This is a genomic window from Sulfitobacter sp. HI0129 (assembly GCF_001635395.1).
In the GTDB taxonomy this organism is placed as follows: Bacteria; Pseudomonadota; Alphaproteobacteria; order Rhodobacterales; family Rhodobacteraceae; genus Sulfitobacter.
This window is the reverse complement of record NZ_LWGH01000421.1, coordinates 1-26,204: the sequence shown is the minus strand read 5'-3', so window position 1 is coordinate 26,204 and position 26,204 is coordinate 1. Positions and strand designations below refer to the sequence as shown.

The window sequence follows — 26,204 nt, the reverse complement described above, 5'->3', positions numbered from 1 at the left end:
TCGACGGTTAGGGATGTCGTTGCGAAAGAGGGGCGCAGCGGGCCGCTCTGCTTTGTCACCGTCGAACACGTGTATCGCTGTGACGGGGTCGAAGCGCTGACCGAGCGGCAGGATATCGTTTACCGCGAGGCAGCTTCGACCCATAAGCCGGGCCAAGGGCAGAAGGCCCCGGAAGGGCAGGAACATCGCAGCATAACCCCCAGCCGTGCGTTACTTTTTCGCTATTCTGCGGTCACCTTCAATGCGCATCGGATTCACTACGATATTGTCTATGCCCGCGAGGACGAAGGCTATCCCGGTCTTGTGGTGCACGGCCCGCTGCAGGCCACTTTGCTCTGCCAATATGCCCGGACGCTTTCGGGCAAGCCACCGCGCCGCTTCGCATTCCGTAGCCATTCCCCGGTCTTCGACACCTCTGATTTCACGCTGAACGCGACCCAAGAGGGGGAGGAAATGCAGCTCTGGACGGCTCAGGCAAACGGCCCCCGCGCGATGGTGGCGACGGCCACATGGTAGAGGCGATCGCCACGTCAGGCGCAGAAACCGAGGCTTCGACAGGCAGCAAGACCTCCGGGGGGAGCGGTGATCAACGCACCATGGGCGCGCTCCTCTGTCTCTTCGCCGCCGTGGCATGGGGGACGACCGGCACCGCCGCGACCTTCGCGCCGGGGGTCGGCCCGCTTGCGATCGGGGCGGCGGCCATGGGCATTGGCGGGCTGTTGCAGGCGCTCACCGCGTGGCGTCATATCATGTCGCACCGGGCGATCCTGCGCGCGCAGACAACCGCTTGGGCCATCGGCGCGGTGGCCGTCGCGATCTATCCGCTGGCGTTCTACGCATCGATGCATTTTGCGGGGGTCACCGTGGGGACGGTCGTTTCCATCGGTTCCGCTCCGTTGGTCTCGGCCCTGATCGAAAACCGGATGGACCATCGGCCATTGTCGCTGCACTGGGCGGTGGGCGCGGCGCTGGGGCTCGCCGGTATCCTCCTGCTGAGCCTCACCGAAGGGGATGAGACCCTTGCCGGGAATGTGCCGCTGGGCGCGGCGCTCGGTCTTCTGGCGGGGGGGACATACGCGGGCTATTCCTGGACAGCGCAGCGCATGATGCGGCGCGGGGTGCCGCCGCGCGCCGCCATGGGCGCGACATTCGGCGCGGGCGGGCTGCTGTTGCTGCCGGTGCTTCTGGTCACGGGGGCCGGGTTCCTGGAAAGCGCGGGGAACATGGCGGTCGGTCTCTATATGGCGATTGTGCCGATGTTTCTGGGGTATCTCGCTTTCGGCGGGGGCCTTGCCCGGGTGGAGGCCTCCACCGCTACGACCCTCACGCTGTTCGAGCCTGCTGTTGCCGCCGTCCTTGCCGCTACGGTGGTCGGTGAATCGCTGCCGCCCGCCGCATGGTTCGGCGTGGGTTTGATCCTGCTGTGCCTCGTCTGGACGACACTGCCCGCCCCGAGGCGCCCGCTGTTGCGTTAGTGCGCGCGCCCGTTTGGTTGCCAATCCTCCGCGAATGCTGTTTCGATCCGCATCATAGCGGGAACTTCGCGGCCCGTGCGGCAGGCCGCCCGCCACTTTGAAAGGAACGAGACGATGAAACGACATGGTGGGCATCTTCTGGTGGAATCTCTGTTGGCGCTGGGTGCGACAAAGGCATTCGGGGTGCCGGGAGAAAGCTACCTCGCCGTGCTGGACGCCTTGCACGATACCAGGGGGCGGCTCGACTTCATCAACTGCAGGCACGAGGGCGGGGCGAGCTTCATGGCCGCCGCATGGGGCAAGCTGACGGGTAAGCCCGGCATCTGCATGGTCACGCGCGGCCCCGGTGCCACCAATGCCTCCATCGGTGTGCATACCGCCATGCAGGACAGCGCGCCGATGCTGCTCTTCGTGGGTCAGATCGGGACCGACATGCGCGGCCGGGAAGCCTTTCAGGAACTCGACTACCGCGCCGTGTTCGGCACCATGGCCAAATGGGCGACGGAGATCGACGATGTGGCGCGGATCCCCGAAATCCTCGCCCGGGCATGGAAGACGGCAACGACGGGGCGGCCCGGTCCCGTCGTGATCGCCTTGCCCGAGGATATGTTAACCCAACTCACCGACGTCGCCGCCCTGTCCGGTTCCGGCACCTATCCCGAAGCCGCGCCGGCGGCGGAGGCCGTGGCGCAGACGCGCGAAATCCTCGCCTCGGCGGCGCGGCCTCTCATCCTCTTTGGTGGATGCAACTGGACGGCGGAAGGGTCCGAGGCCCTGCAGCGCTTCGCGGAGAGCTCCGACATCCCGGTCGTCTCGGTCTTTCGCTATCAGGACCAGTACGACAACCATTCCGACACCTTTTGCGGCGAGGCCGGGGTCGGCATGATGCCCGGCGTGCGCGACCTGATCCGGAGCGCGGACGTGATCCTCGCCCTCAACAACCGGTTCGGCGAGAACTCGACCGAAGCCTGGACCCTGCTGGAGGTGCCGGAGCCGCATCAGCGCTTGGTGCATGTTCACGCCTCGGACGGGGAGCTTGGCAAGGTTTATCAGCCGGAACTGGGGATCTGTTGCGGCCACAACGCCTTTGCCGTGGCATTGGCAGAGACGCCGGTTTCCGGGGATTGGGCGGATTGGCGCAAGCAGGCAAGGGCGACATGGGAAGCGGGCTTTGACCTTGAGGACCTGCCGAGCCCTGTCGATATGGGCAAGGTCACCGCACACCTGCGCGAGGTGCTGCCCGAGGATGCAATTCTGACCAACGGGGCGGGGAACTTCGCGGTCTGGCCCAACAAGTTCTACCGCTTCGGCCCTTCCGCCCGCCTGCTGGCCCCGCAGTCCGGCGCCATGGGCTACGGCGTGCCCGCGGCCATCGCCGCCAAGATCGCGGAGCCGGGCCGCACGGTCGTCTGTTTCGCGGGCGACGGCGATTTCCAGATGACCTCGCAAGAGCTGGCGACCGCGGCGCAATACGGTGCGCAGCCTATCTTTCTGATCGTCAACAACGGCACCTACGGCACGATCCGCGCGCATCAGGAACGCAACTACCCCACCCGCGTCTCGGGAACCGAGATGGACGTGAACCCCGATTTCGTAGCACTTGCCAAAGCCTATGGTTTCCACGCGGAACGGGTCGAGAAAACGCAGGACTTTGCGGCGGCTTTCGAACGCGCGCGCGCTTCTGGCAATGGGGCGGTGCTCGACCTCGTGGTCTCGGCCGAGGCGCTGACCCCGCGTGTCACCCTGTCGCAGATGCGCGCGGCTGCATTGGAGCGGAGCGGGAGCTGAAGGTGACGGCATGGTAGGCCCGGCAGGACTTGAACCCGCAACCAAAGCGTTATGAGCGCTCTGCTCTAACCAATTGAGCTACAGGCCCGCCACGGGGCTTGGGTATGCAACGCGGGGGGCTTCGTCAAGACTTGCCGTTGCGCTGGCGGAGTTGATCGACTAACCCCGGCGCAACGCCTCTGTCCGCCCCGAAGGAGCCTGCGATGACGACGTCCAAGACAGCGATGACCTATGCCGATGCCGGTGTCGATATCGACGCGGGCAATGCGCTGGTCGACCGGATCAAACCCGCGGCAAAGCGCACGGCCCGGCCCGGGGTGATGTCGGGCCTCGGTGGTTTCGGCGCGCTTTTCGACCTCAAGGGGGCAGGCTATTCCGACCCCGTTCTGGTGGCGGCTACGGACGGTGTGGGTACTAAGCTGCGCATCGCCATCGACACCGGCAATGTATCGGGCATCGGCATCGATCTGGTGGCGATGTGCGTCAACGATCTTGTCTGTCAGGGGGCCGAGCCGCTCTTCTTTCTCGACTATTTCGCGACCGGCAAGCTGGAACTGGATCAGGCGGCGGCGATCATCGAAAGCATCGCCGAAGGCTGCGCGCAGTCGGGTTGCGCCCTGATCGGGGGCGAGACGGCTGAAATGCCGGGCATGTACGCGCGCGGTGATTTCGATCTCGCTGGCTTTGCCGTCGGCGCGATGGAGCGGGGGCGGGATCTGCCGCGCAATGTAGAGGCGGGCGACGTGCTGCTCGCCCTGCCGAGCGCCGGGGTGCATTCCAACGGCTACAGCCTCGTGCGGCGCATCGTGGAGCGCAGCGGGCTGGGCTGGAACGATGCTTGCCCGTGGTCCGATACCACGCTGGGGGAGGCGCTGCTGATCCCCACGAAGCTCTACGTCAAGGGGGCCGTGGCCGCCTTGCGCGACGATGCGGTGAACGCACTGGCCCATATCACCGGCGGCGGGCTGACGGAAAATCTGCCGCGCGTCCTCCCCGAAGGGCTGGGGGCCGAGATTGATCTGGGAAGCTGGTCGCTTCCGCCCGTGTTCCAGTGGCTGGCGGAGGTCGGCGGCATGGAGCAAGCCGAAATGCTCAAGACCTTCAATGCAGGCGTCGGCATGATCGCCGTCGTTCCCGCCGAAAAGGTCGATGCGGCGAAGGCGGCTTTCGCCGAAGACGGCCATGCCGCCTTCGAGGCGGGCCGGATCGTCGCGGGCGAGGGGCTGCGCTATCACGGAAGCCTGCTTTGACCCAACGGGTTGCCATTCTGATCTCCGGCGGCGGCTCGAACATGCGGGCGCTGGTGTCGGACATGACAGGCGATCACCCCGCACGGCCCTGCGTGGTGCTGTCCAACACCGCCGAAGCCGGGGGTATCGCATGGGCCCGCGCGCAGGGCATCGCCACCGAGGTGGTGGACCACCGCCCCTTCGCGGGCGACCGCGCGGCCTTTGAGGCGGCGCTGCAGGCTGCCTTGGCGCCCCATGATCCGCAGATCATCTGCCTTGCCGGGTTCATGCGCAAACTGACGGCGGGCTTCACCGACGCATGGGCGGGCCGGATGATCAACATTCATCCTTCGCTGCTGCCGCTCTATCGCGGGCTCAACACCCATGCCCGCGCGATAGAGGCGGGGGACCGCGAACATGGCTGCACGGTGCATGAGGTCACCGCCGCACTCGACGATGGCCCCATCCTTGGGCAGGCGCGGGTGCCCGTGTTGCCGGACGATACGCCCGATACGCTGGCCGCGCGTGTCCTGACACGGGAACATCAGCTTTACCCTGCTGTCCTGCGCCGTTTCGCGGCGGGGGATCGCAGGCCCGTGAACCTATAGGTTGCATACTGGTCAAGGCCGCGGGGTTGATATAGGCATGCAACAGGCCCATTGCGGTTCCCCGTCCAGTGAAGGATCTTCATGAAAACGATCACGACGACAGCCGATCTCGCCGAGTTTTGCCGGGAGGCGGCCCGCCACGACTACGTGACCGTGGATACCGAGTTCCTGCGTGAACGCACCTATTATTCGAAACTCTGCCTTGTGCAGCTTGCGATGCCCGGGCAGGACGATAGCAACGCCGTTCTGGTGGACCCGCTGTCAGATGGCCTGTCGCTGGAGCCGCTCTACGATCTCTTCCGCGATACCTCGGTGGTGAAGGTCTTTCACGCCGCCCGTCAGGATCTGGAGATCTTCTTCGTCGATGCGAAGGTCTTTCCTGAACCGCTTTTCGACACACAGGTGGCGGCCATGGTCTGCGGCTTCGGTGAGCAGGTCGGCTACGAGACGCTGGTGCGCAAGATTGCGCATCAGTCGCTCGACAAGACATCGCGTTTCACGGACTGGTCCCGGCGTCCCCTGTCCGAGGCGCAGAAGAAATATGCGCTGGCCGATGTCACCCACCTGCGCCAGATCTACGAATTTCTCGCGGCCCGGCTCGAAGAGACGGGGCGCGGTCATTGGGTCACCGAAGAGCTGGAAACGCTCACCAACCCCGATACCTATGTCACCGCGCCGCAGGATGCCTGGAAGCGGGTGAAGACCCGGACCAATTCGGCGAAGTTCCTCGCCATCGTGCGCGAACTGGCCGCCTTTCGCGAAAGCCTCGCACAGTCGCGGAACATTCCGCGCAACCGGGTTTACAAGGATGACGCGCTGGTGGAACTGGCGAGCCTGAAGCCCGCCACATATGAGGAATTGGGCCGCGCCCGCCTGCTGCTGCGCGATGCCCGCAAGGGCGAGATTGCCGACGGCATCCTGCGCGCGGTCAAGGCGGGGGTTGCCTGCAAGCCGGGCGATATGCCCAAGATCGACCGAAGCCGCGACAAGCTGCAGGTGAACCCTGCGCTGGCGGACCTTCTGCGCGTTTTGCTGAAGGCCAAGACCGAAAGCGCCGGCGTGGCAGCGAAGCTGATCGCGCCCGCCTCGGACCTCGATGCCATCGCGGCGGGGTTGCGCGACGTGCCCGCGCTCAACGGTTGGCGGCAGGAGGTGTTCGGAAACGACGCGCTGCGCCTCTGCGAGGGCGAAATCGCACTGACCGCCATCGGCAGCGACGTGAAGGTCGTGGAGCTTTAGAAAGCCGTTTCGCTCAGCCCGCTGAACGCGCGGTCAGCGACGGGCCAGAATCGCGTTGCGCTGGCCTTCGACGCGAATGGCCGTCACACCCGCGAGCGTCTGATCGGTCACTTTCCGCGCCGCGATCGCTTCGCGGGAAGGCTGCGTGCCGACACGTGTATTGAAATCAGGGCGGATCCCTTCGAGCCGGTAGCTCAGCACACCGTCCACCGGTTCTTCTTCCTCGTTCACGGGTGTAAGCTGCACCGCGTAGATGCCCTGCCGCGCGGCCACCCCCGTTGCCCGGATGATGGCGCCGCCGGGAACCGGTTCGACAACCAGATCAGCTACCTGATCGAAGGGCCGGCCAAGATATTCCTCTTCCGGTTCGGCACGCAGACGCGAAAAGAGGCCGTTGGACTCAGGAATGAGCGGGTTGGTCTGCGGGCTCGCTTCGCGGACGGGGGGCGGCGCGGTACGGGCAGATCCGAACCAGTTGAACGGATTGACCCGGCTATCGCGGACCGTGCTGCAACCGCCCAATGCGAAGGTTGCGACCAAAAGGAGTGTCAGGGTCTTGCGCATAGGTCCGCTTTCGTTCTTGCTGCAAGTTTGACTATCCTATCGGCCCGGGCTTGGGAAGGGGGTGGACCTTTGCGCGGCGGCGTTCTACGCCTCGGACGCTGCAAATGGAAGGAGACCGCAAATGGCGCAGGAAGCCTTCGAGGAGCTGGTCGAGGATTTCGAGTTTCTGGACGACTGGGAAGACCGCTATCGTCATGTGATCGATCTGGGCAAGGCGATGGACGCGCTGCCCGAAGCACTGCGCGTGCCGGCCACCAAGGTGGAGGGCTGCGCCTCTCAGGTCTGGCTGCACGCGCAATTCGATGACGGCAAGCTGCATTTCGACGGGGCGAGCGATGCGATGATCGTCTCGGGCCTCATTGCCGTGCTGCGCAAGCTTTATAACGGGCTGACCCCGCGGGAAGTGGTGGCGCTGGATGCCCGCGCCGAAATGGCACGGCTCGGCCTCAACGATCACCTGTCGGCGCAGCGGTCCAACGGGCTGCGCGCCATGATCGAGCGGATCCGCGAAACCGCCGCGCAGAGCGCCTCTTCGGCCTGAGGCACAGCGCCTGTCAGCGCAGCGCCGCGAGCGAGGTTTCGAGATCCCCGTAGCCGGTCAACCTGCGTTCAAAGCGCAGGCCCAACCGTTCGGCGCAGCGCCGTGCCTTGGCGGTCAGTTCGGGATCGTCCGTCTGGGCCTGATAGACCAGCTTTTCGTAATTGCCGAAGTACATGTCCCGCAGGTCGGGATGCCGGTCGAGGCCCATGGGCTTGACGATGAAGGCGTCGAACTGCCGGACGAGGAAATCGGTCAGGTAGAAGGCGGTGAATTCATCCTCGGCGATTTCCGAGAAGCGGTCGTTGCCTTCGAAGAAACTGTAGCAATGCGGCCCTGCGATCATCTGCACGCCCAACTCGTCGCAGGCCGCCTGCAACGTGCCGCCGGTCCCGCAATCGGCATAGACCACGAAGATCTCGTCATAGCTGTCGCGGTGGCGTGCCACGGCGGCCCGCACGGCATCGGTAATCTTTTCGGGGTAGAGATGGTATTTCGCGGGCAGGCAGGTGAGGTCCAGATGCGTCCAGCCATTCGCGGCCTTCAGATCCAGTATTTCCCGTGCCAGCGCGCCGCAGGCGATCAGCAGGATGCGCCCAGTCTCGGCTTCGAGCGGCAGGCCGCGATCCGTGAGGGTGGCATCGGACAGTGTCATCCGGACCGCCGACGCATGAGGTAGACACCAAGGGCGAGCAGAAGCAGGAGCGGCACGGCCCAGACGCCGAGGAACGCGCCCCCGCCGGAGGCACCGGCGAACATCGCCACGCAGACGGTTAGCCCGGCCGCGAAGATGACACCGGCAATGAGCAGGACAAGATAGAGTATCGGCATGATGCGTCTCCTTCTCTTGCCAAGGTAAGCACGGGGGGCGCGTTTTGCAGCCCCCCGCCTATCCGGTTCAGGCGGAAGAGGACATCGCGTTGTGCTTGCGACCGACCCATTCCTTGGCCGTTTCCACCGCAACGGCGGCGTCGCGGCAATAGGCGTCCGCGCCGATGGCTTTGCCGAATTCCTCGTTCAGCGGGGCGCCGCCCACCAGAACGATATAGTCGTCGCGGATCCCCTGTTCGACCATCGTGTCGATGACGACCTTCATGTAAGGCATCGTCGTGGTGAGCAGGGCGGACATGCCGAGGATTTCCGGCTTCTCGTTTTCCAGCGCTTCGAGGTATTTCTCCACCGCGTTGTTGATACCGAGGTCCACGACCTCGAACCCGGCGCCTTCCATCATCATCGACACGAGGTTCTTGCCGATGTCGTGAATGTCGCCCTTCACGGTACCGATCACCATCTTGCCGACCCGCGGCGCACCGGTTTCGGCCAGCAGCGGCTTCAGGATCGCCATGCCGCCTTTCATCGCGTTGGCGGCCAGCAGAACTTCGGGAACGAAAAGGATGCCATCGCGGAAGTCGGCGCCGACGATGGTCATGCCGCCCACCAGCGCCTTTGTCAGAATGTCGTAGGGGGCCCAGCCACGCTCGAGCAGAATCCGCACGCCTTCCTCGATCTCTTCCTTGAGACCGTCGTAAAGGTCGTCGAACATCTGCTGAACAAGTTCCTCGTCGTCGAGTTCCGACAGGATGATTTCGTCTTCTTCGGACATGGCCGTTCCTTTTGCGCGGGATCGCTTTCGCGTCCTTTTGTCACGTTACATACGCGCAGGTCAGACAGTTTGCGACACTGGCCGAACTTTGCGCGACGTGGGCGCCGCCATGATAGGGCCATCGGCGCGGGGAAGTGAAGGGCGCGCACTGCATGCTCTTGTCGATGTTCGCGCAATGTTCTATTTTTTCTTCATGGATTTCGAAGACCGCAGATACAGGATCGCCGGTCGTGCGGCGGGCACCAACCACGCGGGCCGGTTCGAGCGGCACCGCCGGGAAGTCGTGGACGACGGCTGGCAGCGTGAAGAGGACGAGCCCCTGCCGATGCTGCGCACCGAAACGACAGAGGAACGCCCGCGGCGGATCATCACCTACAACCGTTCGCCCGACCTTCCCTTCGACCGTTCGATCAATCCCTACCGGGGGTGCGAGCATGGCTGCGTCTATTGTTTCGCCCGGCCCAGCCATGCCTATCTGGGCCTTTCTCCGGGGCTGGATTTCGAAACGCGGCTGGTCGCACGCCCCGATGCACCGGAGGTGCTGAAACGCGAACTGGCGGCGCGCAGCTACCGAGTGGCGCCCATTGCCATCGGGACGAACACGGACCCCTATCAGCCCATCGAAAAGCGGCATGGGATCATGCGCCGCTGTCTGGAGGTGTTGGCCGAGGCGGGCCATCCCGTCGCCATTGTGACCAAGGGCAGCCTGATCGAACGCGATATCGACATCCTGTCGGACATGGCCCGGCGGGGGCTAGTCCGCGTTGGCCTGTCGGTCACGACCCGTGACGCGGCGCTGTCGCGCCTGATGGAGCCGCGCGCCCCCGCGCCGGCCCGGCGTCTGGCGACCATGCGCAGGCTGGCAGAGGCCGGCGTGCCGGTTCGGGTCATGGTTTCACCCGTCATCCCCGCGCTGACGGACCCGGAGCTGGAATCGATCCTTGCCGATGCGCAGGCAGCGGGTGCGCGCCACGCAAGTTGGATCATGCTGCGCCTCCCGCGGGAGGTTTCGCCGCTGGTCCAGGACTGGCTGGCGCAGTATTATCCTAACCGGGCAGAACGGATCATGGCCCGGTTGCGGGAAATGCACGGGGGCAAGGAATACGATTCGGCCTGGCACCGCAGGATGCGGGGGGAAGGGCCCTATGCGGAATTGATCGCACGGCGCTTCGACGTGGCCGTGCGGCGGCTGGGATTGAACGCAAGGGCCACCCCCATGCGCACCGATCTGTTCCGCCCGCCGAAGCCCGAGTCCGCGCAGCTCAGCCTGTTCTAGCCGCGCCGCCGTCCGCGCCGGGGCGCGCGTACCGGGCCTTCGCCGTCCGTGCCGTCGCTGGCGGAGGAGAAATCGCCCAGTTTGGCGACGATTTCAGGCAATTCGGGTGCTGTTCCCCTGGGGCGTGTGTCCAGCGCTTCGCGCATGTGGCGCAGGTGTTCGGGCATGGTCCCGCAGCAGCCGCCGATGATGCTGGCGCCGCAATCGCGGGCCATCACGGCATAATCTGCCATCAATTCGGGGGTGCCGTTGTAGTGGATATGCCCGTCGTGATATTTCGGGATGCCCGCGTTGCCCTTGGCGATGAGCGGCAGCTTGTCTTCCTTCGCGGCAAAGCCCAGCAGGGTGCGCAAGAGGTCCGACGAACCGGTGCCGCAGTTCGCCCCGTAGGCCAGCGGCGTGTTATCGAGCGCATGCACCATGTCGACCATCGCTTCGCTGGTGACGCCCATCATGGTACGGCCCGCCGTGTCAAAGCTCATGGTGCCGCACCACGGCAAGCCCGCCAGCGCGAAACCTTCGGCAGCGGCGCGGTATTCTTCGGGCGCGCTGATGGTTTCCAGCCAGCCGATGTCTGCGCCCCCGGCCTTCAGCCCGTCCGCCGTTTCATGGAACATCTCGACCGCCAGCGCATGGGAAAGCGCGCCCACGGGTTCCATGATCTCGCCAGTCGGTCCGACGGAACCGGCGACGATCACCTTGCGCTCCGCCTTGTCGGCCACCTCGCGGCCCAGTTCTGCCGCCACGCGGCTCAGTTCATGCACGCGCTTCTCGGCCTCATGCAGTTTCAGGCGCGCGGCATTGGCGCCGAAGCTGTTGGTCAGGAACAGGTCGCTGCCCGCGTCCACCGCGCCGCGATAAAGCGCGATGATCTTCTGCGGCTCGTCGGTGTTCCACAATTCGGGCGCGTCACCGGACATCAGCCCCATGTTGAACAGGTTGGTGCCCGTGGCGCCATCGGCCAGCAGCACGCCCCGCTGGGCCAGCAATTCGTTGAGAATGTCGGACATGATGCGCTCCTGACGTGTTTTGCGCCTGATTTCACGAAGCGCCGCGGGAGCGCAAGCGCATTCGCCGCAACTCGTCATGAGGCGGGCAGGGGGGAGGGTGGCCCGCGGCCACCCGCGACGGGTTAATCGATTTCGGCCATCAGCTGGGCCTTCGCCTCGGCCATCAGGCTAAGCATCTTGCCGCGAATGGTAGCCTCATCGGCCTTGTCGCCCAGATCGCCGGAGACCTTGCGATAGACGTCCTCGTCCCCGGCTTCCTCGAAGTCGGCTTTGACGACGTCACGGGCATAAGCGGCTGCCTCGTCGCCGGTCTTGCCCAGAAGGTCCGCGGCCCAGAGACCCAAGAGCTTGTTGCGGCGGGCCTCGGCCTTGAACTGCATCTCGGCGTCATGGGCAAATTTGTTCTCGAAACTGCGTTCGCGATCGTCGAATGTGGTCATGGCGGGGTTCCTTCGTCCGGTGTCTTCCCTTTGGATATGCGGTGTCCGCGCGCTCTGTACAAGGGTGAGCCTGCAGGTCTCGGTAATACCGGAGGTTGATCCCTCATGCGTTCTGCCACCCTCGACCGGGCTGCTTGCAGGAAGGGGGGGCTTGCACTATGAGGTGCGCAAGTGCCGCGGGAGCTTCCCCGGCCCCAGCGGAAAGGACGCCCATGGCCCGGCGCAAGAAGATCTACGAAGGCAAGGCGAAGATCCTGTACGAAGGTCCCGAGCCGGGCACGATCGTCCAGTATTTCAAGGATGACGCGACCGCTTTCAATGCGCAGAAGAAAGACGTGATCGAAGGCAAGGGCGTGCTGAACAACCGGCTCAGCGAATTTTTCATGACCGGACTCAACCAGATCGGCGTGCCCACGCATTTCATCCGCCGCCTGAACATGCGCGAACAGCTTGTCCGGCAGGTGGAGATCATTCCGCTGGAAGTGATCGTGCGTAATTTCGCCGCAGGATCAATGTCCAAACGCCTGGGCATCGACGAGGGCACACAACTGCCGCGCCCGATCGTTGAATATTGCTACAAGGACGATTCGCTTGGTGATCCACTGGTCACGGAGGAGCATATCGCCGCCTTCGGATGGGCAAGCCAGCAGGACATGGACGACATCCTGAGCCTCGCGCTCAGGGTCAATGATTTCCTCTCCGGGGTGATGATGGCCGTGGGGATCCGCCTTGTGGACTTCAAGATCGAGATCGGGCGCGTCTATGACGGCGATTTCCAGCGGCTTATCGTGGCCGATGAGATCAGCCCGGACAGCTGCCGCCTGTGGGACATGGAAACCGGTCAGAAGCTCGACAAGGACGTGTTCCGCCGCGATCTCGGTTCCCTGACTGACGCCTATACCGAAGTGGCGACGCGGCTGGGTGTCATGCCCAAGAACGCGGCGCCGATTACCAAGCCCACGCTCATCAACTGAGACCCGGAACGAAGGGGACGATCCATGAAGGCTCGCGTGCATGTCATGCTCAAGAACGGAGTGCTCGATCCGCAGGGGGAGGCGGTGCGCCATGCGCTCGGATCGCTCGGCTTTGCGGGGGTCAACGGGGTCCGGCAGGGCAAGGTCATCGAACTGGACCTCGCAGACGGCACCACCGAGGCCGAGGTAAACGCCATGTGCGAGAAGCTGCTCGCCAATACTGTGATCGAATCCTACGCGGTGGAGATGGGCTGATGCGCGCCGCTGTCATCGTCTTTCCCGGATCGAACTGCGACCGCGACATGGCCGTGGCCTTCCGCGCCGCCGGGGCCGAGGTTTCGATGGTCTGGCACAAGGACAGCGCCCTGCCCGACAATATCGACGTGGTCGGTGTGCCGGGCGGCTTTTCCTACGGCGACTACCTGCGCTGCGGTGCGATTGCAGCCAATTCCCCCATCTGCCGGGCCGTGGCGGCCCATGCGGAGCGGGGCGGTTATGTGCTGGGGGTCTGCAACGGGTTTCAGGTGCTGACGGAAACCGGTTTGCTGCCCGGGGCGCTGCTGCGCAACGCGGGTCTGAAATACATCTGCCGGACCGTGGGCCTGCGCGTCGAAACCACCGACAGCGCGTTTACTGCCGACTATGCCCGGGGGCAGGAAATCGCCATTCCCGTGGCGCATCACGATGGCAACTACTTCGCTGATCCCGACACGCTCGCAGGCTTGCGCGATAGTGATCGCGTGGCCTTCCGCTATTCCCGTCCGCTGAACGGCGCGCAGGATGACATCGCGGGCATCCTGTCGGAAAACCGGCGGGTTCTCGGCATGATGCCGCATCCCGAACGGGCGGCGGATGCGGCCCATGGCGGCACCGACGGCAAGGCGCTCTTTGCGGCGCTGGCCGGGGCGCTTGTCGCCGCCTGACTTGAGTAGACCCGCCCCGGGGCGTAGATTGGTCTCATGAAAACATCACAACCCTCCGCTGGGCCCCGGACGACCGTCGGTTGGCGGGTGCGTCTGGCTGTGGGTTTCCTGCTTGTCGTCGCGGCGGTGACGATCTCCGTCACCAACAAGCTGCTGACCGACCGGTTCACCGACAGCACGCGCAACCGGGCGGAACTGCGGATAGCACTCTACAGCGGGAATCTGCTGGCCGAACTGCGCCAGAACGCCATCGTGCCGCAACTGCTGGCGCGTGATCCGACGCTGATCGCGGCCCTGCAATCGGCGGATTATTCGCTTTCCACCCAGCGGCTTATCTCTTTCGTGGAAGAAATCGGGGCCGCCTCCCTCATGCTCTACGACATCGACGGACGCATCGTGGCCGCGACCGACCGCAACCGCCTCGGCTCCCAGCATCGGTCGGAGCCCTATTTCGTGGATGCCATCCGCTCCAACGCCACGATCTTCAGCGTGATCAAGCGAGAAAGCGCAGGCTACCGGTTTCTCTATTCGCGCCGCATTCAGGAAGGCGGCACCACGCTGGGCGTGATCGCGGCAGAGGTCGACCTGCAGAAATTCGAACGCGCCTGGGCCGGTATTTCCGATGCCGTGATCGTAACGGAAAGCAATGGGGAGATCATTCTGGCCACCGCCCCGCGCTGGCGTGGGCTGACGGAAAAGGAAGCACTGGCCAATCATACGCCGCAAAACGCGATCGAACGCGCGATCAAGGCCACCGCCGACTGGACGGCCCTGCCGCCGGATGCCTATCTGCAGGGCGAGGCGGTGATGCGGCTGGAAAACCGCATCCCGTTCCGTGGCTGGCGAATGGTCAGCTTTACCACCTATGAATCCGTCCGCGAAAAGGTGAACGGCGTATTGGCGCTGGAGGTGATGGGGTTTGCCATTCTGCTGGCGCTGACTTTTTACGCCCTCAGCCGCCGCACCGCAGGCCGTCTTGCCATTTTCCAGCGGGAATCGGCGAAGCTGCGCGCGCTCAATCAGGCGCTGCAGCGTGAAATCGCGGAGCGCAAGCGCGTTCAGGAAACGCTCGCCGTGGCCGAACAGACGCTGGAACAGTCGAGCAAACTGGCCGCCTTGGGCGAAATGTCCGCCGCCGTCAGCCATGAGTTGAACCAGCCGCTCGCCGCGATGAAGACCTATCTTGCCGGCGCGCGCCTTTTGCTGCGCCGCAACCGCCCGGAGGAGGCACTGTCCTCCTTTGGCCGTATCGACGACCTGATCGAGCGGATGGGTGCCATCACCCGGCAGCTCAAATCCTATGCCCGCAAGGGGCAGGAGGCGTTCTCCCCCGTGGACATGGGTGCTGCGCTGGCCTCGTCCCTATCCATGATGGAGCCACAGTTGCGCCAGCGGCAGGTCCAGATCAGCCGGATCCTGCCCGAACAGCCCGTCATCGTGACGGGGGACCGCATGCGGATCGAACAAGTGATGGTCAACCTGTTGCGCAACGCATTGGATGCCACCAAATCGGAACGCAATCCGCAGGTGGACATTATACTTTCAGCAGGAGAGACGGCGACCTTGACGGTACGGGACAACGGTCCGGGGATCGAAAACCTCGATCAGCTGTTCGAACCCTTCTACACGACCAAGCAACCCGGCGATGGCGTCGGGCTCGGCTTGGCCATTTCCTCGGGGATCGTGAACGATCTCGGGGGTCGGTTGACCGCGCGGAATGGCCAGAACGGCGGCGCGGTCTTCGAAATGCAATTGCCCATAGAGGGCACAGGGACCGCCTCCCAGGCGGCGGAGTAAAGACAATGGCTCAGGCTATGAAAATCGCGATCGTCGACGACGAACAGGATATGCGTCAATCCATCAGCCAGTGGCTGGCGCTTTCGGGGTATGACACCGAAACATTCGCCAGCGCTGAAGATGCGCTCAAGATTCTCGGTCCCGATTATCCCGGCATCGTCATCTCGGACATCAAGATGCCGGGAATGGACGGCATGCAGTTTCTTAAAAAGCTCATGGGCAGCGACAGCGCGCTGCCGGTCATCATGATCACCGGCCACGGCGATGTGCCCATGGCCGTCGAAGCGATGCGGGTAGGGGCCTTCGATTTCCTCGAAAAGCCGTTCAACCCCGACCGGATGAGCGAACTGGCCAAGAAGGCGACCAATGCCCGCCGTCTGGTCATGGACAACCGCGCGCTGCGCCGCGAACTGTCGGATGGCGGCCAGCTGATGAAAAAGCTCATCGGTCAGAGCCCGGTGATGGAGCGGTTGCGCGAAGATATCCTTGATCTCGGTCAGGCGGACGGTCATGTGCTGATCGACGGGGAAACCGGCACCGGCAAGACGCTGGTGGCTCATGCGCTGCATGCGGTGGGCAGCCGGGCGGGCAAGAAGTTCGTACTGGTAAGCTGCGGCGCACTGGAAGAAAACACGCTGTCCAAGCGCCTCTTCGGCCCCATGCAGCCCGAGGACGCGCAGCTTCCCGCCATCGAAGAGGCCCGCGGCGGGACACTTGTGCTCGAAGACATCGAGGCGCTGTCCGAAACACTGCAGGCTCGGCTGCTGAGCGTCATCAACGAACAGGGCACCCCGGCAGAAACCCGGATCGTCGCCATCTCCAACCTTCAGGAGGCTGGCCGCACGTCGGAGGACGCGCTGCGATCCGACCTTTTCTACCGGCTTGCCGCCCTGCGTATCACCGTGCCGCCGCTGCGCCAGCGGGGGGAGGATATTCTGACGCTCTTTACCCGCCTCAGCGAGCAGTTTGCCGATGAATATGGCTGCGACTCGCCCCAGGTGAGCGCGCAGGAGGCCGCCCAGCTTCTGCAGGCGCCCTGGCCCGGCAACGTGCGCCAGTTGATCAACGTGGCGGAACGCGCGGTGCTGCAATCGCGCCGGGGTTCGGGCACCATCGCCTCCCTTCTGATGTCGGACCATGATGACATGCAGCCCGTCATGACGACCGAGGGCAAGCCGCTCAAGGAATATGTCGAGGCGTTCGAACGGATGCTGATCGACAACACGATGCGCCGCCACAAGGGGTCCATTGCCAGCGTGATGGACGAACTCTGCCTGCCACGCCGAACCCTGAACGAGAAGATGGCGAAATACGCTTTGCAGCGGTCAGATTACCTCTGACTGTGCCGGGCTGCCGGTGCCCAGATGGGCGCCGGCGTCAGCCTGCAGAGGTGCCCAGCCGGGTCAGGATCAATTCGCGCGCCTTGCCTTCGGCATCGGTGTAGCAGGTCCATTTCGGCGCACCGCCCGGCAGGTCGATGACATACTGGTTCGTCTCGACGATGGGGATGGTCCGGTTGATCGTGCCGCCGCTAACGCCGGTATGCTGCTCTACCGCCGCGATGCAGGATTTATGCGTGCGCAGTTCGGCCAGTGCCGCCGGATCGTCCGCCAACGCCATTTCATCGCACCCTGCAAGCCCTCCGAGCGAAAGGGCAAGGGCGGAAATCGAGCGGGTGAAAAGCGGCATGGGGCAGTCCTTCAATATGCGGGAGCCATCCGTTGCGGATGGAAATATCGAGCAAAAGGGTGCGTTCTGCGCCCTTCGGTGAACTTTTTCCAAGGCCCTTCCGCTTGTCAAGCGAGCCCCCGCATTTTCGCCATTCCGGCCCTCATAAGCGATTGACCATTGTCTTTCGCACCCCAAACCCCTTAACTGCAGTCCGAGGTCGTGCCGCGCGCCAAACGCGGGCCGACTAGTGAGAGTTTCGCCGATCGCAGCAGCCGCATGGGTTGCGGGTCGGACCGATTGGGCCGGTGACGGCCGAAGAACCGCTGACACTTTGCGAGGGATACCCCGACAAGGCGCAGCTAATGAATGGATGCGGACGAGGGTGTACCCCCCGTACCGCGTCGGAGAAGAACCGCGATGACGCGTGCAGATGCCATGAGCGAACAGACAAGAGCCGGTACGGCCTTGCCTGTTGCCGCGTCCCTCGTCGCCCTGACAAGACACATCCCGCAGCGCGAGGCACCCCCCGGGGGCCCGCCGGCCGGTCTGTGCACAATGGATTTATGCCTAAGAAAATGCTTATCGATGCCACCCACGCGGAAGAGACGCGCGTGGTCGTGGTGGACGGAAACAAGGTCGAGGAGTTCGACTTCGAATCCGAGAACCGGCGCCAGCTCGCCGGGAATATCTATCTCGCCAAGGTAACCCGCGTAGAGCCGTCGCTGCAGGCGGCCTTCGTTGACTACGGCGGCAATCGCCACGGTTTCCTCGCCTTTTCGGAAATTCATCCCGACTACTACCAGATCCCCGTCGCCGACCGGCAGGCCCTGCTGGAGGAAGAGCGCGCCTATGCCGAGGCACAGGCCGCCAAGGACGACGACGACGACAAGGAAAAGCCCAAGCGGCGTACCCGTTCCCGCGGCTCACGCAGCAAGGCCGAAGATACCAACGCCGACGATGCGGTGACCTCCACCGAGATCAAGGGCATGGAAACTGTCGATCTGGGAGAGGATGACGAGACCGAAGAAGGGTCTTCTCCGATGGAGCGGGTCGGAGAGACCCCGGTCGAGGAACCCGAAGACGATACGGATGCCGGATCGGACGACACGGACGCAAAGCCATCCGGGCGGGCAGACCGCGCGGCAAACGGCGATTCCGATGAGGATGATGACGACGAAGACGACAGCAGCGTCGCCGATGCCGCCCGCAAGGACGAAAGCATCGAATCCGTCGCCGAGGAAGACGACAGCGAAGACATCCGCCCGGTCCGCAAGCCGCGTCCGCGCCGCTACAAGATTCAGGAGGTCGTGAAGGTCCGCCAGATCCTGCTGGTGCAGGTCGTGAAGGAAGAGCGCGGTAACAAGGGTGCGGCGCTGACGACCTATCTCAGCCTTGCCGGGCGCTATTGCGTGCTGATGCCCAACACCGCCCGGGGCGGCGGCATTTCCCGCAAGATCACGAATGCGGCGGACCGCAAGAAGCTGAAAGAGATCGCGAACGAGATCAAGGTGCCCACGGGGGCCGGTCTCATCGTGCGGACGGCGGGTGCCAAGCGCACCAAGGCCGAGATCAAGCGCGACTACGAATACCTTCAGCGCCTGTGGGAGCAAATCCGCGAGTTGACGCTGAAATCCATCGCGCCGGCGAAGATCTACGAGGAAGGCGACCTGATCAAACGGTCGATCCGCGACCTCTACAACCGCGAGATCGACGAGGTCTTCGTCGAGGGCGAGCGCGGCTACCGCATTGCCAAGGACTTCATGAAGATGATCATGCCGTCCCATGCGAAAAACGTGAAACTCTATTCCGAAGGCTTGCCGCTTTTCGCGCGCTATCAGGTGGAAAGCTATCTTTCCGGCATGTTCAACCCCACGGTCCAGTTGCCCTCGGGCGGCTATATCGTGATCGGCGTGACCGAGGCACTGGTCGCGGTCGACGTGAACTCCGGCCGGGCCACCAAAGAAGGCTCGATCGAGCAGACCGCGCTCAAGACCAACCTCGAAGCGGCGGACGAAGTCGTGCGCCAGTTGCGTCTGCGCGACCTCGCCGGTCTCATCGTGATCGACTTCATCGACATGGACGAACGGCGCAACAACGCCGCCGTCGAAAAGCGCATGAAGGAAAAGCTCAAGACCGACCGTGCGCGTATTCAGGTGGGTCGCATTTCCGGCTTCGGCCTGATGGAAATGAGCCGCCAGCGCCTGCGCCCCGGCATGATCGAGGCGACGACGCAGCCCTGTCAGGCCTGCCACGGCACCGGGCTGATCCGGTCGGACGACAACCTCGCGCTGTCGATCATCCGTCAGATCGAAGAGGAGGGTACCCGCCGCCGGTCCCGCGAAGTGCTGATCAAATGCCCGGTGGGCATCGCGAACTATCTGATGAACCAGAAGCGCGAACATATCGCCCAGATCGAACAGCGCTATGGCCTTTCCGTGCGGATCGAGGGCGACCCCCATCTGGTCAGCCCCGACTTCTCGATGGAGAAGTTCAAGACCGCGACGCGCAGCGTGCCGGTGGCACCTGCCCATGTGGTGTCCGTCGATACCTCGCTGATGGACCAGATCGACGAGGATGAAGCCGACAGCACGGACGAAGACGCCGCTGATGCCGAAGATGACAACGGCAACGGCAACAACGACAGCGGCAATAGTGACAACGGCGAACAGAAGCCCAAGAAGCGGCGCCGCCGTCGTCGGCGGGGTCGTGGTGGCAAGTCTGACGATCAGAACGGGGATCAGAACGGCGACAACGGCAACGGTGGGTCGAAAGATCGCGGCGAACCCGATCGCAAGCAGGATGCTGTCGCTGAAAAGCAGCAGGGTGATGCGACTGCGGCGGAGGCTCCGAAAGATGACGCCGAAGTGACGCCGGATGCCGCTGAAGGCGACAAGCCCAAGGCGAAGCCCACAAGCCGCAGCAGGTCCCGCGCCAAGCCGAAGACCGAAGAAAGCGAGGAGGCCACCCCGGCAGAGGCAGAGGCCAAGCCCAAACGCTCGCGCAAGCGCAAGTCCGACGCCGCCGACGAAACGGCGGATCAGGGGGATGCTTCTGCAGAGGCTTCATCCGAAGAGGAGAAGCCCAAGAAGCCCGCCCGCCGGTCCCGCAGCAGCAAGGCGAAGCCCGCAAAGGCGGATGCCGAGGCGCAGAATACGGATGCGCCTGCCGCTTCCGAGGATGCGGCACCCGCAGCCGACCCGGCACCGGCTGAGACCGTGACGTCGGAGCCGACGCAGGCCCAAGCCACCCCCGAACCGGTGGCCGAAGCGCAGATCCGCTCCATCGACCCGGCAGAACCCCAGCCAGAAGCGGCACCGGCAGCTGAGCCGGAGGCCACGCCCGAACCGGAACCCGCGCCCGAACCGGCGGCGGAAGCCGAACCGGAGGCGGACACCAAGCCAAAGCCCAAGCGGCGCGGCTGGTGGTCACTGGGGGGCTGAGGCCCGAAACAACAGGGGCGGGCCAATGGCCCGCCCTTTCAGTTTTGCCGGAAGGCTCGACCGCGACGGCGTTTCAACCGCCCTTGCGAATTTCGTAGATGGCGACGCCCGCTTCATCCCGCTGGGACAGCAGGGCATGCCCGGCCTCCGCGCAGAAATGCGGCACGTCGATGATGGCCGCCGGATCGTCCGACCGCAGCACCAGCAAATCGCCCGGTTCCAGCGCCATAAGACGCTTGCGTGCTTTCAGAACGGGCAGGGGGCAAAGCAGCCCTGTGGCATCGAGATCATGGCGTGTCATGCAGGCGGAGATAGGACAGTTGTTTCAAGCCGTCCACAGCCTTGTGACAAACTGGCACGTGACGGCGGGCGTCATTCCGGCTAACCCGGGACCATGTTTGGCATAGAAATCATCGATGCGGGGCTGCTTCCCGCGATGCTCGTGGCGCTGGTGGCGGGCGTCATCAGCTTCCTCAGCCCCTGTGTGCTGCCCATCGTTCCGCCCTACCTCGCCTATATGAGCGGCGTGTCCCTCAACGACATGTCGAGCCAGCGCGCCGCCCGCACCCGCGCCGTGGTCGCGGCCTGTTTCTTCGTACTGGGGCTCAGCACGGTGTTCTTGCTGCTGGGGTTCACCGCCTCGGCCTTCGGGGCGTTCTTCCTGCAAAATCAGGTTCTTTTCGCGCGTATTTCGGGCCTCGTGGTGATTGTCTTCGGGCTGCATTTCCTCGGTGTCATCCGGGTGCCCTTCCTCGATCAGGAGGCGCGGCTGGAGGCGGGCGATCAGGGCGGGTCGTCCTTCGGGGCCTATCTGCTGGGGCTGGCCTTCGCTTTTGGCTGGACGCCCTGCATCGGTCCGCAACTGGGCGCGATCCTGTCGCTCGCCGCGTCGGAGGCTTCCGTGGCGCGGGGTACGCTTTTGCTGGGGATCTATGCCGCGGGGCTGGGCATTCCCTTCCTTCTGGCGGCCATGTTCATCACCCGCGCGCTTGGCTTCATGAACCGCATCAAGCCTCACATGAAGCTGATCGAGCGTATCATGGGCATTCTGCTGATCATCGTGGGACTTGCCCTGGTCACGGGGGCTTTCAGCACCTTCTCTTTCTGGCTCTTGGAAAACTTCCCCGCGCTCGGCAGCCTCGGCTGACGCCTTACTCTCGCCGGAAAGGGCCGTTAGACTGCGCGCAAGGCAGGGAACGGCATGGCAGAGAATCGGGATCAGACCGTCAGGCGGCGCCGGGTGTTCTACATCCCCGGCTACGACCCCATTCATCCCCGGCGCTACCGGGAGCTCTATCGCAAGGAAGGCCGCGCGCAGGCCGGGATCAGCGGTTACGATCTGGCGCTGAAACCCCGCAAGACCCCGCGCAACTACGGCTGGACAGTCGAGGCCATGATCGAGCATCGGCAGGTCCGCAGCGATGTCGAGGTTCTGGTCTGGTCCGACATCGTGCGCGACAGCATGAGCAATTCGATCCCCGCCACCTATTTGCAACTGCTGCGCACGGCCTGGGCCTATATCGGGTCCGGCGCGCTCTGGCGGCTGATGAAGCTGCGCAAGGGGCCAGTCATCGCGGCGCTCTATCCAGTGGGGATGCTGCTTTTGCAACTCGGGCTGGCCCTGCTGGTGGGCTGGGCTGTGCATCGCGTCCTGCAAACGGTTCTGGTGTTCGGCCTCAGCGCGTTGGGGGGTGATGTCAAGGGGGCGGGGCGCCTGCTGCTTTTGGCAGTCACGCTGGGGCTTGGCGTGCTCGCGGGCTGGGCCGTGCTGTCGTGGTTCAAGCGCAAGGACGGCAAGTTCTTTGCCTATTACCTGATGCACGATTACGCCTATTCGGCGGCTTCCATGGGGGCCAATCCACCCGAGCTTGAGGAGCGGATGGCCCGGTTCGCCGACGACATCGCCGAAGCCATGCGCGATGACGTGGAGGAGGTGCTGATCGTTGGCCATTCCTCCGGCGCGCATCTGGCGGTCTCCATCCTTGCCGACCTGCTGCGCGATGGCCGGTTGCCGCAGGATGGCCCGGCCCTGGCGTTCCTGTCGCTGGGGCAGGTGGTGCCGATGGTCTCGTTCCTGCCCCGGGCGGAGCGGCTGCGCAACGATCTGCGTTATCTTTCGGCGCGCGACGAACTGACGTGGGTGGACGTCACGGCCCCGGGGGACGGATGTGCCTTTGCGCTCTGCGATCCGGTCGCGGTGTCGGGTGTGGCGCCGGAAAACAAGCGCTGGCCGCTGGTATTTTCGGCGGCGTTTACGCAAAGCCTCTCGCGCGAACGCTGGAAGGAATTGCGCTGGCGGTTTTTCCGCCTGCATTTCCAGTATCTCTGCGCGTTCGACCGGCCAAAGGATTACGACTACTTCCAGATCACGGCAGGGCCGAAGACGCTGGCGGCGCGCTATGCCGGGCGCGCGCCCTCCCGCTCACGCATCGACCGGGCGGTCAGCAAATACACCTCCGTCGCGGCATGACCCAGCCGCCGAAGCCGCCTTCGCGCGCCGAGAAGGTGTCGCTTTTCCAGTATGCGCGCCTCTTTCGCAGCGATATCCTCTCGGCCCAGCCCGCCCGGCTTTACCGCGCGTGGATGGCGGAGTTCCGTACGCCGTTCTTCCGCAGCTACATGATCAATCAGCCCGAACTGGTCAGAACGGTCCTGCGCGAGCGGCCTGACGATTTCCCCAAATCCGACCGTATCGGCGAAGGTCTGCGCCCGCTGCTGGGGGACTCGGTCTTTCTAACCAATGGCGACAGGTGGAAGCGGCAGCGCCGGATCATCGACCCGGCCTTCGAGGGCGGGCGCCTGCGGGAAACCTATGCTGCCATGTGGGGTGCGGCGGATGCGGCGGTGGAGCGGATCGGGCCGCTTTGCGGACGCCCCGTCGAGGTGGAAGCGGAGACGAGCCATGCCGCGGCGGACGTGATTTTTCGCACCCTGTTTTCGATCCCCATCGAACACCGCATCGCGCGGGAGGTGTTTGCGGAGTTCAAGACCTATCAGCGCAGCCAGCCGCTGCTCAACCTCGGGGCCTTTATCCCCCTCCCGCGCTGGATGCCGCGGCTGTTTTCCCGCGCGACGCGGCGGGCCGCGAAGCGCATCCGCAGGCTGATCACCGATCTCACGCGCGAACGGATGGCGCAAATCGCCGCCGGCACCGCGCCCGACGATCTTGCGACCNAGATCATGTCGACGGCGGACCCCGAGAGCGGCGAGAAGTTCGATACGCCCGAAATGGTGGATCAGGTCGCGATCTTCTTTCTCGCGGGGCACGAAACCAGCGCCTCGGCCCTTGCATGGGCGCTGTACCTGATTGCCACGCATCCCGACTGGCAGGCGCGTGTCGCAGCAGAGGCGCAACAGCTCGACCGGCCCGACTTCGCGCTCATCTCACGCCTGAAGGACACGCGCGATGTGTTTCGCGAAACCCTGCGGCTTTACCCGCCCGTGCCGATGATGGTGCGGGAAACGACCTGCCCCGAAGAGTTCCGCGAGCGGAAGGTGGAGCCGGGCGCGCAGGTCGTGCTGAGCCCGTGGCACCTGCACCGCCACAATCGCCTGTGGGAAGACCCTGACGGGTTCGATCCCGCCCGCTGGGGCACCCCCAACGGCCAGACCTGCCAGCGCGAGGCGTTTATCCCCTTTTCCGCGGGCGCGCGCGTCTGTCCGGGGGCAGGATTTGCCATGATCGAAGGCCCCCTGCTGCTGGCGCGCATCCTTCGCGATTTTTCGGTCCACCCGGTGGAAGGCCGCCGCCCCGTTCCCGTGGCGCATCTGACGGTTCGGTCAGACAAGGGCATCTGGTTACGTTTCGAACGCCGGTAGGTTCTATCATCGCGGCTGCGATTGAATTAGACAGATGCGGAACGGAATCAGGTAGTACGGGGCAACCATGACGATTGACGAAACACAGAAGCAGCAGATGGAAACGGGCAAGGGGTTCATCGCGGCACTGGATCAATCGGGTGGCTCCACCCCCAAGGCGCTCGGCCTTTATGGCGTGACGTCCGAAGACTACGACGGCGAGGAAGAGATGTTCGCCGCCATGCACGACATGCGCGCCCGCATCATCAAATCCCGCGATTTCACATCCGACAAGGTGATCGGCGCGATCCTCTTCGAGCGGACGATGGATGCCGAGATTGACGGTAAGCCGGTGGCTGAATTGCTCTGGCAGGACCGGGGGGTGGTGCCTTTCCTGAAGATCGACAAGGGCCTCAAGGATACGGCAAACGGCGTCCAGCTGATGAAGCCCATGCCGGAGCTTGATGTTCTGCTGGAACGCGCGAAAAAGGCCGGTATCTTCGGAACGAAGGAACGTTCGGTCATCCACGAGGCGAACGAAAGCGGGATCGGCGCCGTCGTCGCCCAGCAGTTCGAGGTGGCCAAGGCGGTCTGCAAGGCAGGTCTGGTTCCCATCATCGAACCCGAAGTCAGCATCGATTCAAACTCCAAGAACGAAGCCGAAGAGATGCTGGAGCGTGAATTGCTCAAGCATATCCGCGCCCTGCCGGAAGGCGAGATGGTGATGCTGAAACTGACCATTCCGGATGTGCCGGGCCGCTATGACGCGCTGGCGGATATGCCCAACGTCCTGCGTGTCGTGGCGCTGTCGGGCGGCTATTCGACCGCGGAAGCCTGCGAAAAACTGGCCGAGAACCACAAGATGATCGCCAGCTTCAGCCGGGCGCTGACCGAAGGGCTGAACGTCAAGATGTCGGATGCCGAGTTCGACGATGCGCTGGGTGCGAATATCGACAAGATCTACCGCGCCTCCATCGCCTGATCGGCGGCGGGGCAGGGCGAAGCGGGGTCAGTCCCGCTCCGCTACCTGCGCGCGCAGGTCCGACAGGATGTAAACCCGGATCGCCGAGGCCAGCCCGGTATCCATCTCTCGCGCTTCGTCGATCTCTGCCACCAGCGCATTGATCGGCAGATCCCTGCGCGCGGCGATCTTGCGCAATTCGTCCCAGAACGCCGCTTCGAGCGAGATGGACGTCCGGTGACCCCGCAAGGTCACCGAATGTTTGACGGGCCTGCCCGTCATCCTTCTTTCTTGTCGGTGTCCAGCCTGTGACCTTCCAGATTGCGCGCGATCTGTTCGGCCCGCGCCCTTAGCAAGTCTTTCTGCGCCTTGGTCTGGCCAAACTGCACCGCGTTCTCATCCGCGCGGGCGCGGCGGGAGGCGCGGTTGCGCTCTTTCTTGATCTTGTTGAGGTTGATGGGCGCGCTCATGACTTCGGGCCAATCATGTTCTCGGGCCGCACCACGCGTTCGAAGGTTTCGGCATCCACGAAGCCGAGGGCGATGGCCTCTTCCTTCAGGGTGGTGCCGTTCCTGTGCGCCGTCTTCGCGACCTTGGTGGCGTTGTCGTATCCGATTTCGGGCGCGAGCGCCGTCACCAGCATCAACGATTCACGCATCAGTTTTTCGATCCGGTCGGCATCGGCCTGCAATCCGTCGATCAGGTTGTCGGTGAAGGCCACGCTGGCATCGCCCAGAAGCTGCATGGATTGCAGCACGTTGTAGGCCATCATGGGCTTGTAGACGTTCAGTTCGAAATGACCCTGCGATCCGGCGAAGCCTACGGCGGCGTCATTGCCCAGCACATGGGCGCAGACCTGCGTCAGCGCCT

General features: G+C 64.2%; 27 protein-coding genes, 1 tRNA gene and 2 pseudogenes. 18 read left to right on the top strand and 12 right to left on the bottom strand.

Going from position 1 to position 26,204, the window contains the following annotated elements; genetic code table 11:
• The 3 genes and pseudogenes from A3764_RS25165 to A3764_RS11435 form a co-directional block, all read left to right on the top strand.
• Window positions 1–516, top strand: a pseudogene (locus A3764_RS25165) (FAS1-like dehydratase domain-containing protein); the annotation flags it as partial.
• A complete protein-coding gene (locus A3764_RS11440; protein WP_082851092.1) occupies window positions 510–1,475 on the top strand; it encodes a DMT family transporter in 966 nt (321 codons plus the stop codon). The pseudogene A3764_RS25165 and the gene A3764_RS11440, both read left to right, overlap by 7 nt.
• Before the next feature lie 114 nt (window positions 1,476–1,589).
• On the top strand, window positions 1,590–3,263 hold the full coding sequence (locus A3764_RS11435; protein ID WP_067928657.1) for a thiamine pyrophosphate-dependent enzyme: 1,674 nt from the start codon (window positions 1,590–1,592) through the stop codon (window positions 3,261–3,263).
• Window positions 3,264–3,274: 11 nt separating this feature from the next.
• Here the strand turns inward: A3764_RS11435 and A3764_RS11430 are convergent.
• A tRNA-Ile gene (locus A3764_RS11430) sits at window positions 3,275–3,351 on the bottom strand.
• Window positions 3,352–3,466: 115 nt separating this feature from the next.
• Between A3764_RS11430 and purM the strand changes: the two genes are divergently transcribed.
• The 3 genes from purM to rnd all read left to right on the top strand — a co-directional run bounded on the left by purM (window position 3,467) and on the right by rnd (window position 6,339).
• The gene (gene purM, locus A3764_RS11425; protein ID WP_067928660.1) at window positions 3,467–4,513 is read left to right on the top strand and encodes a phosphoribosylformylglycinamidine cyclo-ligase; all 1,047 of its coding nucleotides are present in this window, start codon (window positions 3,467–3,469) and stop codon (window positions 4,511–4,513) included.
• Complete coding sequence (purN, locus tag A3764_RS11420) at window positions 4,510–5,100, top strand: phosphoribosylglycinamide formyltransferase (protein WP_067928662.1); 591 nt, start codon at window positions 4,510–4,512, stop codon at window positions 5,098–5,100. The genes purM and purN overlap by 4 nt, the downstream gene beginning before the upstream one ends.
• Window positions 5,101–5,181: 81 nt before the next feature.
• Window positions 5,182–6,339, top strand: a complete 1,158-nt coding sequence (gene rnd, locus A3764_RS11415; RefSeq protein ID WP_067928664.1) for a ribonuclease D — start codon at window positions 5,182–5,184, stop codon at window positions 6,337–6,339.
• Window positions 6,340–6,372: 33 nt separating this feature from the next.
• On the opposite strand, the gene A3764_RS11410 is transcribed toward rnd, so the two are convergent.
• The gene (locus A3764_RS11410; RefSeq protein ID WP_067928666.1) at window positions 6,373–6,903 is read right to left on the bottom strand and encodes a hypothetical protein; all 531 of its coding nucleotides are present in this window, start codon (window positions 6,901–6,903) and stop codon (window positions 6,373–6,375) included.
• A gap of 121 nt (window positions 6,904–7,024) precedes the next feature.
• Between A3764_RS11410 and A3764_RS11405 the strand changes: the two genes are divergently transcribed.
• A complete protein-coding gene (locus A3764_RS11405; RefSeq protein ID WP_067928668.1) occupies window positions 7,025–7,444 on the top strand; it encodes a SufE family protein in 420 nt (139 codons plus the stop codon).
• A 13-nt stretch (window positions 7,445–7,457) separates the two neighbouring features.
• Here the strand turns inward: A3764_RS11405 and A3764_RS11400 are convergent, their stop codons facing one another.
• The 3 genes from A3764_RS11400 to A3764_RS11390 all read right to left on the bottom strand — a co-directional run bounded on the left by A3764_RS11400 (window position 7,458) and on the right by A3764_RS11390 (window position 9,044).
• Window positions 7,458–8,096, bottom strand: a complete 639-nt coding sequence (locus tag A3764_RS11400) for a DUF1638 domain-containing protein (protein WP_067951599.1) — start codon at window positions 8,094–8,096, stop codon at window positions 7,458–7,460.
• A complete protein-coding gene (locus A3764_RS11395) occupies window positions 8,093–8,272 on the bottom strand; it encodes a hypothetical protein (RefSeq protein WP_067926077.1) in 180 nt (59 codons plus the stop codon). The genes A3764_RS11400 and A3764_RS11395 overlap by 4 nt, the downstream gene beginning before the upstream one ends.
• 67 nt (window positions 8,273–8,339) lie before the next feature.
• Window positions 8,340–9,044 carry a corrinoid protein gene (locus A3764_RS11390; protein ID WP_067926074.1) on the bottom strand — a complete coding sequence of 235 codons (705 nt, stop codon included), beginning with the start codon at window positions 9,042–9,044 and terminating at the stop codon, window positions 8,340–8,342.
• 193 nt (window positions 9,045–9,237) lie between these two features.
• Between A3764_RS11390 and A3764_RS11385 the strand changes: the two genes are divergently transcribed.
• The gene (locus tag A3764_RS11385) at window positions 9,238–10,320 is read left to right on the top strand and encodes a PA0069 family radical SAM protein (RefSeq protein WP_067926084.1); all 1,083 of its coding nucleotides are present in this window, start codon (window positions 9,238–9,240) and stop codon (window positions 10,318–10,320) included.
• Here A3764_RS11385 and bmt read toward each other — a convergent pair.
• Both bmt and A3764_RS11375 read right to left on the bottom strand, forming a co-directional pair.
• Window positions 10,317–11,330 (bottom strand): betaine--homocysteine S-methyltransferase, encoded by a 1,014-nt coding sequence (bmt, locus tag A3764_RS11380; protein WP_067926071.1) that lies wholly within the window; start codon window positions 11,328–11,330, stop codon window positions 10,317–10,319. The genes A3764_RS11385 and bmt overlap by 4 nt on opposite strands.
• A gap of 122 nt (window positions 11,331–11,452) precedes the next feature.
• Complete coding sequence (locus A3764_RS11375; protein WP_067926068.1) at window positions 11,453–11,770, bottom strand: DUF1476 domain-containing protein; 318 nt, start codon at window positions 11,768–11,770, stop codon at window positions 11,453–11,455.
• A gap of 212 nt (window positions 11,771–11,982) precedes the next feature.
• Here A3764_RS11375 and purC point away from each other — a divergent pair, with 212 nt between their 5' ends.
• Genes purC through A3764_RS11350 form a run of 5 tightly spaced genes read left to right on the top strand, consistent with a single transcriptional unit; the run spans window position 11,983 to window position 16,804 of the window.
• On the top strand, window positions 11,983–12,744 hold the full coding sequence (purC, locus tag A3764_RS11370) for a phosphoribosylaminoimidazolesuccinocarboxamide synthase (protein ID WP_067926065.1): 762 nt from the start codon (window positions 11,983–11,985) through the stop codon (window positions 12,742–12,744).
• 24 nt (window positions 12,745–12,768) lie between these two features.
• Window positions 12,769–12,999, top strand: coding sequence for a phosphoribosylformylglycinamidine synthase subunit PurS (purS, locus tag A3764_RS11365; protein WP_067926062.1), 231 nt, complete (start codon window positions 12,769–12,771; stop codon window positions 12,997–12,999).
• Window positions 12,999–13,667 carry a phosphoribosylformylglycinamidine synthase subunit PurQ gene (gene purQ, locus A3764_RS11360; protein ID WP_067926059.1) on the top strand — a complete coding sequence of 223 codons (669 nt, stop codon included), beginning with the start codon at window positions 12,999–13,001 and terminating at the stop codon, window positions 13,665–13,667. Before purS ends, purQ begins: the two co-directional genes overlap by 1 nt.
• A gap of 36 nt (window positions 13,668–13,703) precedes the next feature.
• Window positions 13,704–15,464, top strand: a complete 1,761-nt coding sequence (locus A3764_RS11355; protein ID WP_067926055.1) for a sensor histidine kinase — start codon at window positions 13,704–13,706, stop codon at window positions 15,462–15,464.
• Window positions 15,465–15,469: 5 nt separating this feature from the next.
• Complete coding sequence (locus A3764_RS11350; RefSeq protein ID WP_067926051.1) at window positions 15,470–16,804, top strand: sigma-54-dependent transcriptional regulator; 1,335 nt, start codon at window positions 15,470–15,472, stop codon at window positions 16,802–16,804.
• Between the two features lie 37 nt (window positions 16,805–16,841).
• Here the strand turns inward: A3764_RS11350 and A3764_RS11345 are convergent, their stop codons facing one another.
• Complete coding sequence (locus A3764_RS11345) at window positions 16,842–17,153, bottom strand: hypothetical protein (protein WP_067926050.1); 312 nt, start codon at window positions 17,151–17,153, stop codon at window positions 16,842–16,844.
• Between the two features lie 545 nt (window positions 17,154–17,698).
• Here A3764_RS11345 and A3764_RS11340 point away from each other — a divergent pair.
• Window positions 17,699–20,575 carry an Rne/Rng family ribonuclease gene (locus tag A3764_RS11340; RefSeq protein WP_067926049.1) on the top strand — a complete coding sequence of 959 codons (2,877 nt, stop codon included), beginning with the start codon at window positions 17,699–17,701 and terminating at the stop codon, window positions 20,573–20,575.
• Between the two features lie 73 nt (window positions 20,576–20,648).
• Here the strand turns inward: A3764_RS11340 and A3764_RS11335 are convergent, their stop codons facing one another.
• Entirely contained in the window at window positions 20,649–20,876 is a 228-nt protein-coding gene (locus A3764_RS11335) for a sulfurtransferase TusA family protein (protein ID WP_067926047.1), read from the bottom strand.
• Window positions 20,877–20,969: 93 nt separating this feature from the next.
• Here A3764_RS11335 and A3764_RS11330 point away from each other — a divergent pair, with 93 nt between their 5' ends.
• The 4 genes from A3764_RS11330 (at window position 20,970) to A3764_RS11315 (ending at window position 25,355) form a co-directional block, all read left to right on the top strand.
• Window positions 20,970–21,722 carry a cytochrome c biogenesis CcdA family protein gene (locus A3764_RS11330; RefSeq protein ID WP_067926044.1) on the top strand — a complete coding sequence of 251 codons (753 nt, stop codon included), beginning with the start codon at window positions 20,970–20,972 and terminating at the stop codon, window positions 21,720–21,722.
• Between the two features lie 54 nt (window positions 21,723–21,776).
• Window positions 21,777–23,045 (top strand): hypothetical protein, encoded by a 1,269-nt coding sequence (locus tag A3764_RS11325; protein WP_067926041.1) that lies wholly within the window; start codon window positions 21,777–21,779, stop codon window positions 23,043–23,045.
• Entirely contained in the window at window positions 23,042–24,394 is a 1,353-nt protein-coding gene (locus tag A3764_RS11320; protein WP_067951598.1) for a cytochrome P450, read from the top strand. The genes A3764_RS11325 and A3764_RS11320 overlap by 4 nt, the downstream gene beginning before the upstream one ends.
• Before the next feature lie 67 nt (window positions 24,395–24,461).
• Window positions 24,462–25,355 (top strand): fructose bisphosphate aldolase, encoded by an 894-nt coding sequence (locus A3764_RS11315; protein WP_067926034.1) that lies wholly within the window; start codon window positions 24,462–24,464, stop codon window positions 25,353–25,355.
• Between the two features lie 27 nt (window positions 25,356–25,382).
• Here A3764_RS11315 and A3764_RS11310 read toward each other — a convergent pair whose 3' ends face one another.
• The 3 genes and pseudogenes from A3764_RS11310 to A3764_RS11300 all read right to left on the bottom strand — a co-directional run.
• Window positions 25,383–25,616: a ribbon-helix-helix domain-containing protein gene (locus tag A3764_RS11310; protein ID WP_067926031.1), complete on the bottom strand. Its 234-nt coding sequence runs from the start codon at window positions 25,614–25,616 to the stop codon at window positions 25,383–25,385.
• Window positions 25,613–25,804, bottom strand: coding sequence for a DUF4169 family protein (locus A3764_RS11305; RefSeq protein ID WP_067926028.1), 192 nt, complete (start codon window positions 25,802–25,804; stop codon window positions 25,613–25,615). Before A3764_RS11305 ends, A3764_RS11310 begins: the two co-directional genes overlap by 4 nt.
• A pseudogene (locus tag A3764_RS11300) lies at window positions 25,801–26,204 on the bottom strand (class II fumarate hydratase); the annotation flags it as partial. The pseudogene A3764_RS11300 and the gene A3764_RS11305, both read right to left, overlap by 4 nt.

Coding starts and splice junctions, on each gene's coding strand:
- A3764_RS11440 (WP_082851092.1), top strand. CDS start 510: ATGGTAGAGGCGATCGCCACGTCAGGCGCAGAAACCGAGGCTTCGACA.
- A3764_RS11435 (WP_067928657.1), top strand. CDS start 1,590: ATGAAACGACATGGTGGGCATCTTCTGGTGGAATCTCTGTTGGCGCTG.
- purM (WP_067928660.1), top strand. CDS start 3,467: ATGACGACGTCCAAGACAGCGATGACCTATGCCGATGCCGGTGTCGAT.
- rnd (WP_067928664.1), top strand. CDS start 5,182: ATGAAAACGATCACGACGACAGCCGATCTCGCCGAGTTTTGCCGGGAG.
- A3764_RS11410 (WP_067928666.1), bottom strand. CDS start 6,903: ATGCGCAAGACCCTGACACTCCTTTTGGTCGCAACCTTCGCATTGGGC.
- A3764_RS11405 (WP_067928668.1), top strand. CDS start 7,025: ATGGCGCAGGAAGCCTTCGAGGAGCTGGTCGAGGATTTCGAGTTTCTG.
- A3764_RS11400 (WP_067951599.1), bottom strand. CDS start 8,096: ATGACACTGTCCGATGCCACCCTCACGGATCGCGGCCTGCCGCTCGAA.
- A3764_RS11395 (WP_067926077.1), bottom strand. CDS start 8,272: ATGCCGATACTCTATCTTGTCCTGCTCATTGCCGGTGTCATCTTCGCG.
- A3764_RS11390 (WP_067926074.1), bottom strand. CDS start 9,044: ATGTCCGAAGAAGACGAAATCATCCTGTCGGAACTCGACGACGAGGAA.
- A3764_RS11385 (WP_067926084.1), top strand. CDS start 9,238: ATGGATTTCGAAGACCGCAGATACAGGATCGCCGGTCGTGCGGCGGGC.
- bmt (WP_067926071.1), bottom strand. CDS start 11,330: ATGTCCGACATTCTCAACGAATTGCTGGCCCAGCGGGGCGTGCTGCTG.
- A3764_RS11375 (WP_067926068.1), bottom strand. CDS start 11,770: ATGACCACATTCGACGATCGCGAACGCAGTTTCGAGAACAAATTTGCC.
- purC (WP_067926065.1), top strand. CDS start 11,983: ATGGCCCGGCGCAAGAAGATCTACGAAGGCAAGGCGAAGATCCTGTAC.
- purS (WP_067926062.1), top strand. CDS start 12,769: ATGAAGGCTCGCGTGCATGTCATGCTCAAGAACGGAGTGCTCGATCCG.
- purQ (WP_067926059.1), top strand. CDS start 12,999: ATGCGCGCCGCTGTCATCGTCTTTCCCGGATCGAACTGCGACCGCGAC.
- A3764_RS11355 (WP_067926055.1), top strand. CDS start 13,704: ATGAAAACATCACAACCCTCCGCTGGGCCCCGGACGACCGTCGGTTGG.
- A3764_RS11350 (WP_067926051.1), top strand. CDS start 15,470: ATGGCTCAGGCTATGAAAATCGCGATCGTCGACGACGAACAGGATATG.
- A3764_RS11345 (WP_067926050.1), bottom strand. CDS start 17,153: ATGCCGCTTTTCACCCGCTCGATTTCCGCCCTTGCCCTTTCGCTCGGA.
- A3764_RS11340 (WP_067926049.1), top strand. CDS start 17,699: ATGCCTAAGAAAATGCTTATCGATGCCACCCACGCGGAAGAGACGCGC.
- A3764_RS11335 (WP_067926047.1), bottom strand. CDS start 20,876: ATGACACGCCATGATCTCGATGCCACAGGGCTGCTTTGCCCCCTGCCC.
- A3764_RS11330 (WP_067926044.1), top strand. CDS start 20,970: ATGTTTGGCATAGAAATCATCGATGCGGGGCTGCTTCCCGCGATGCTC.
- A3764_RS11325 (WP_067926041.1), top strand. CDS start 21,777: ATGGCAGAGAATCGGGATCAGACCGTCAGGCGGCGCCGGGTGTTCTAC.
- A3764_RS11315 (WP_067926034.1), top strand. CDS start 24,462: ATGACGATTGACGAAACACAGAAGCAGCAGATGGAAACGGGCAAGGGG.
- A3764_RS11310 (WP_067926031.1), bottom strand. CDS start 25,616: ATGACGGGCAGGCCCGTCAAACATTCGGTGACCTTGCGGGGTCACCGG.
- A3764_RS11305 (WP_067926028.1), bottom strand. CDS start 25,804: ATGAGCGCGCCCATCAACCTCAACAAGATCAAGAAAGAGCGCAACCGC.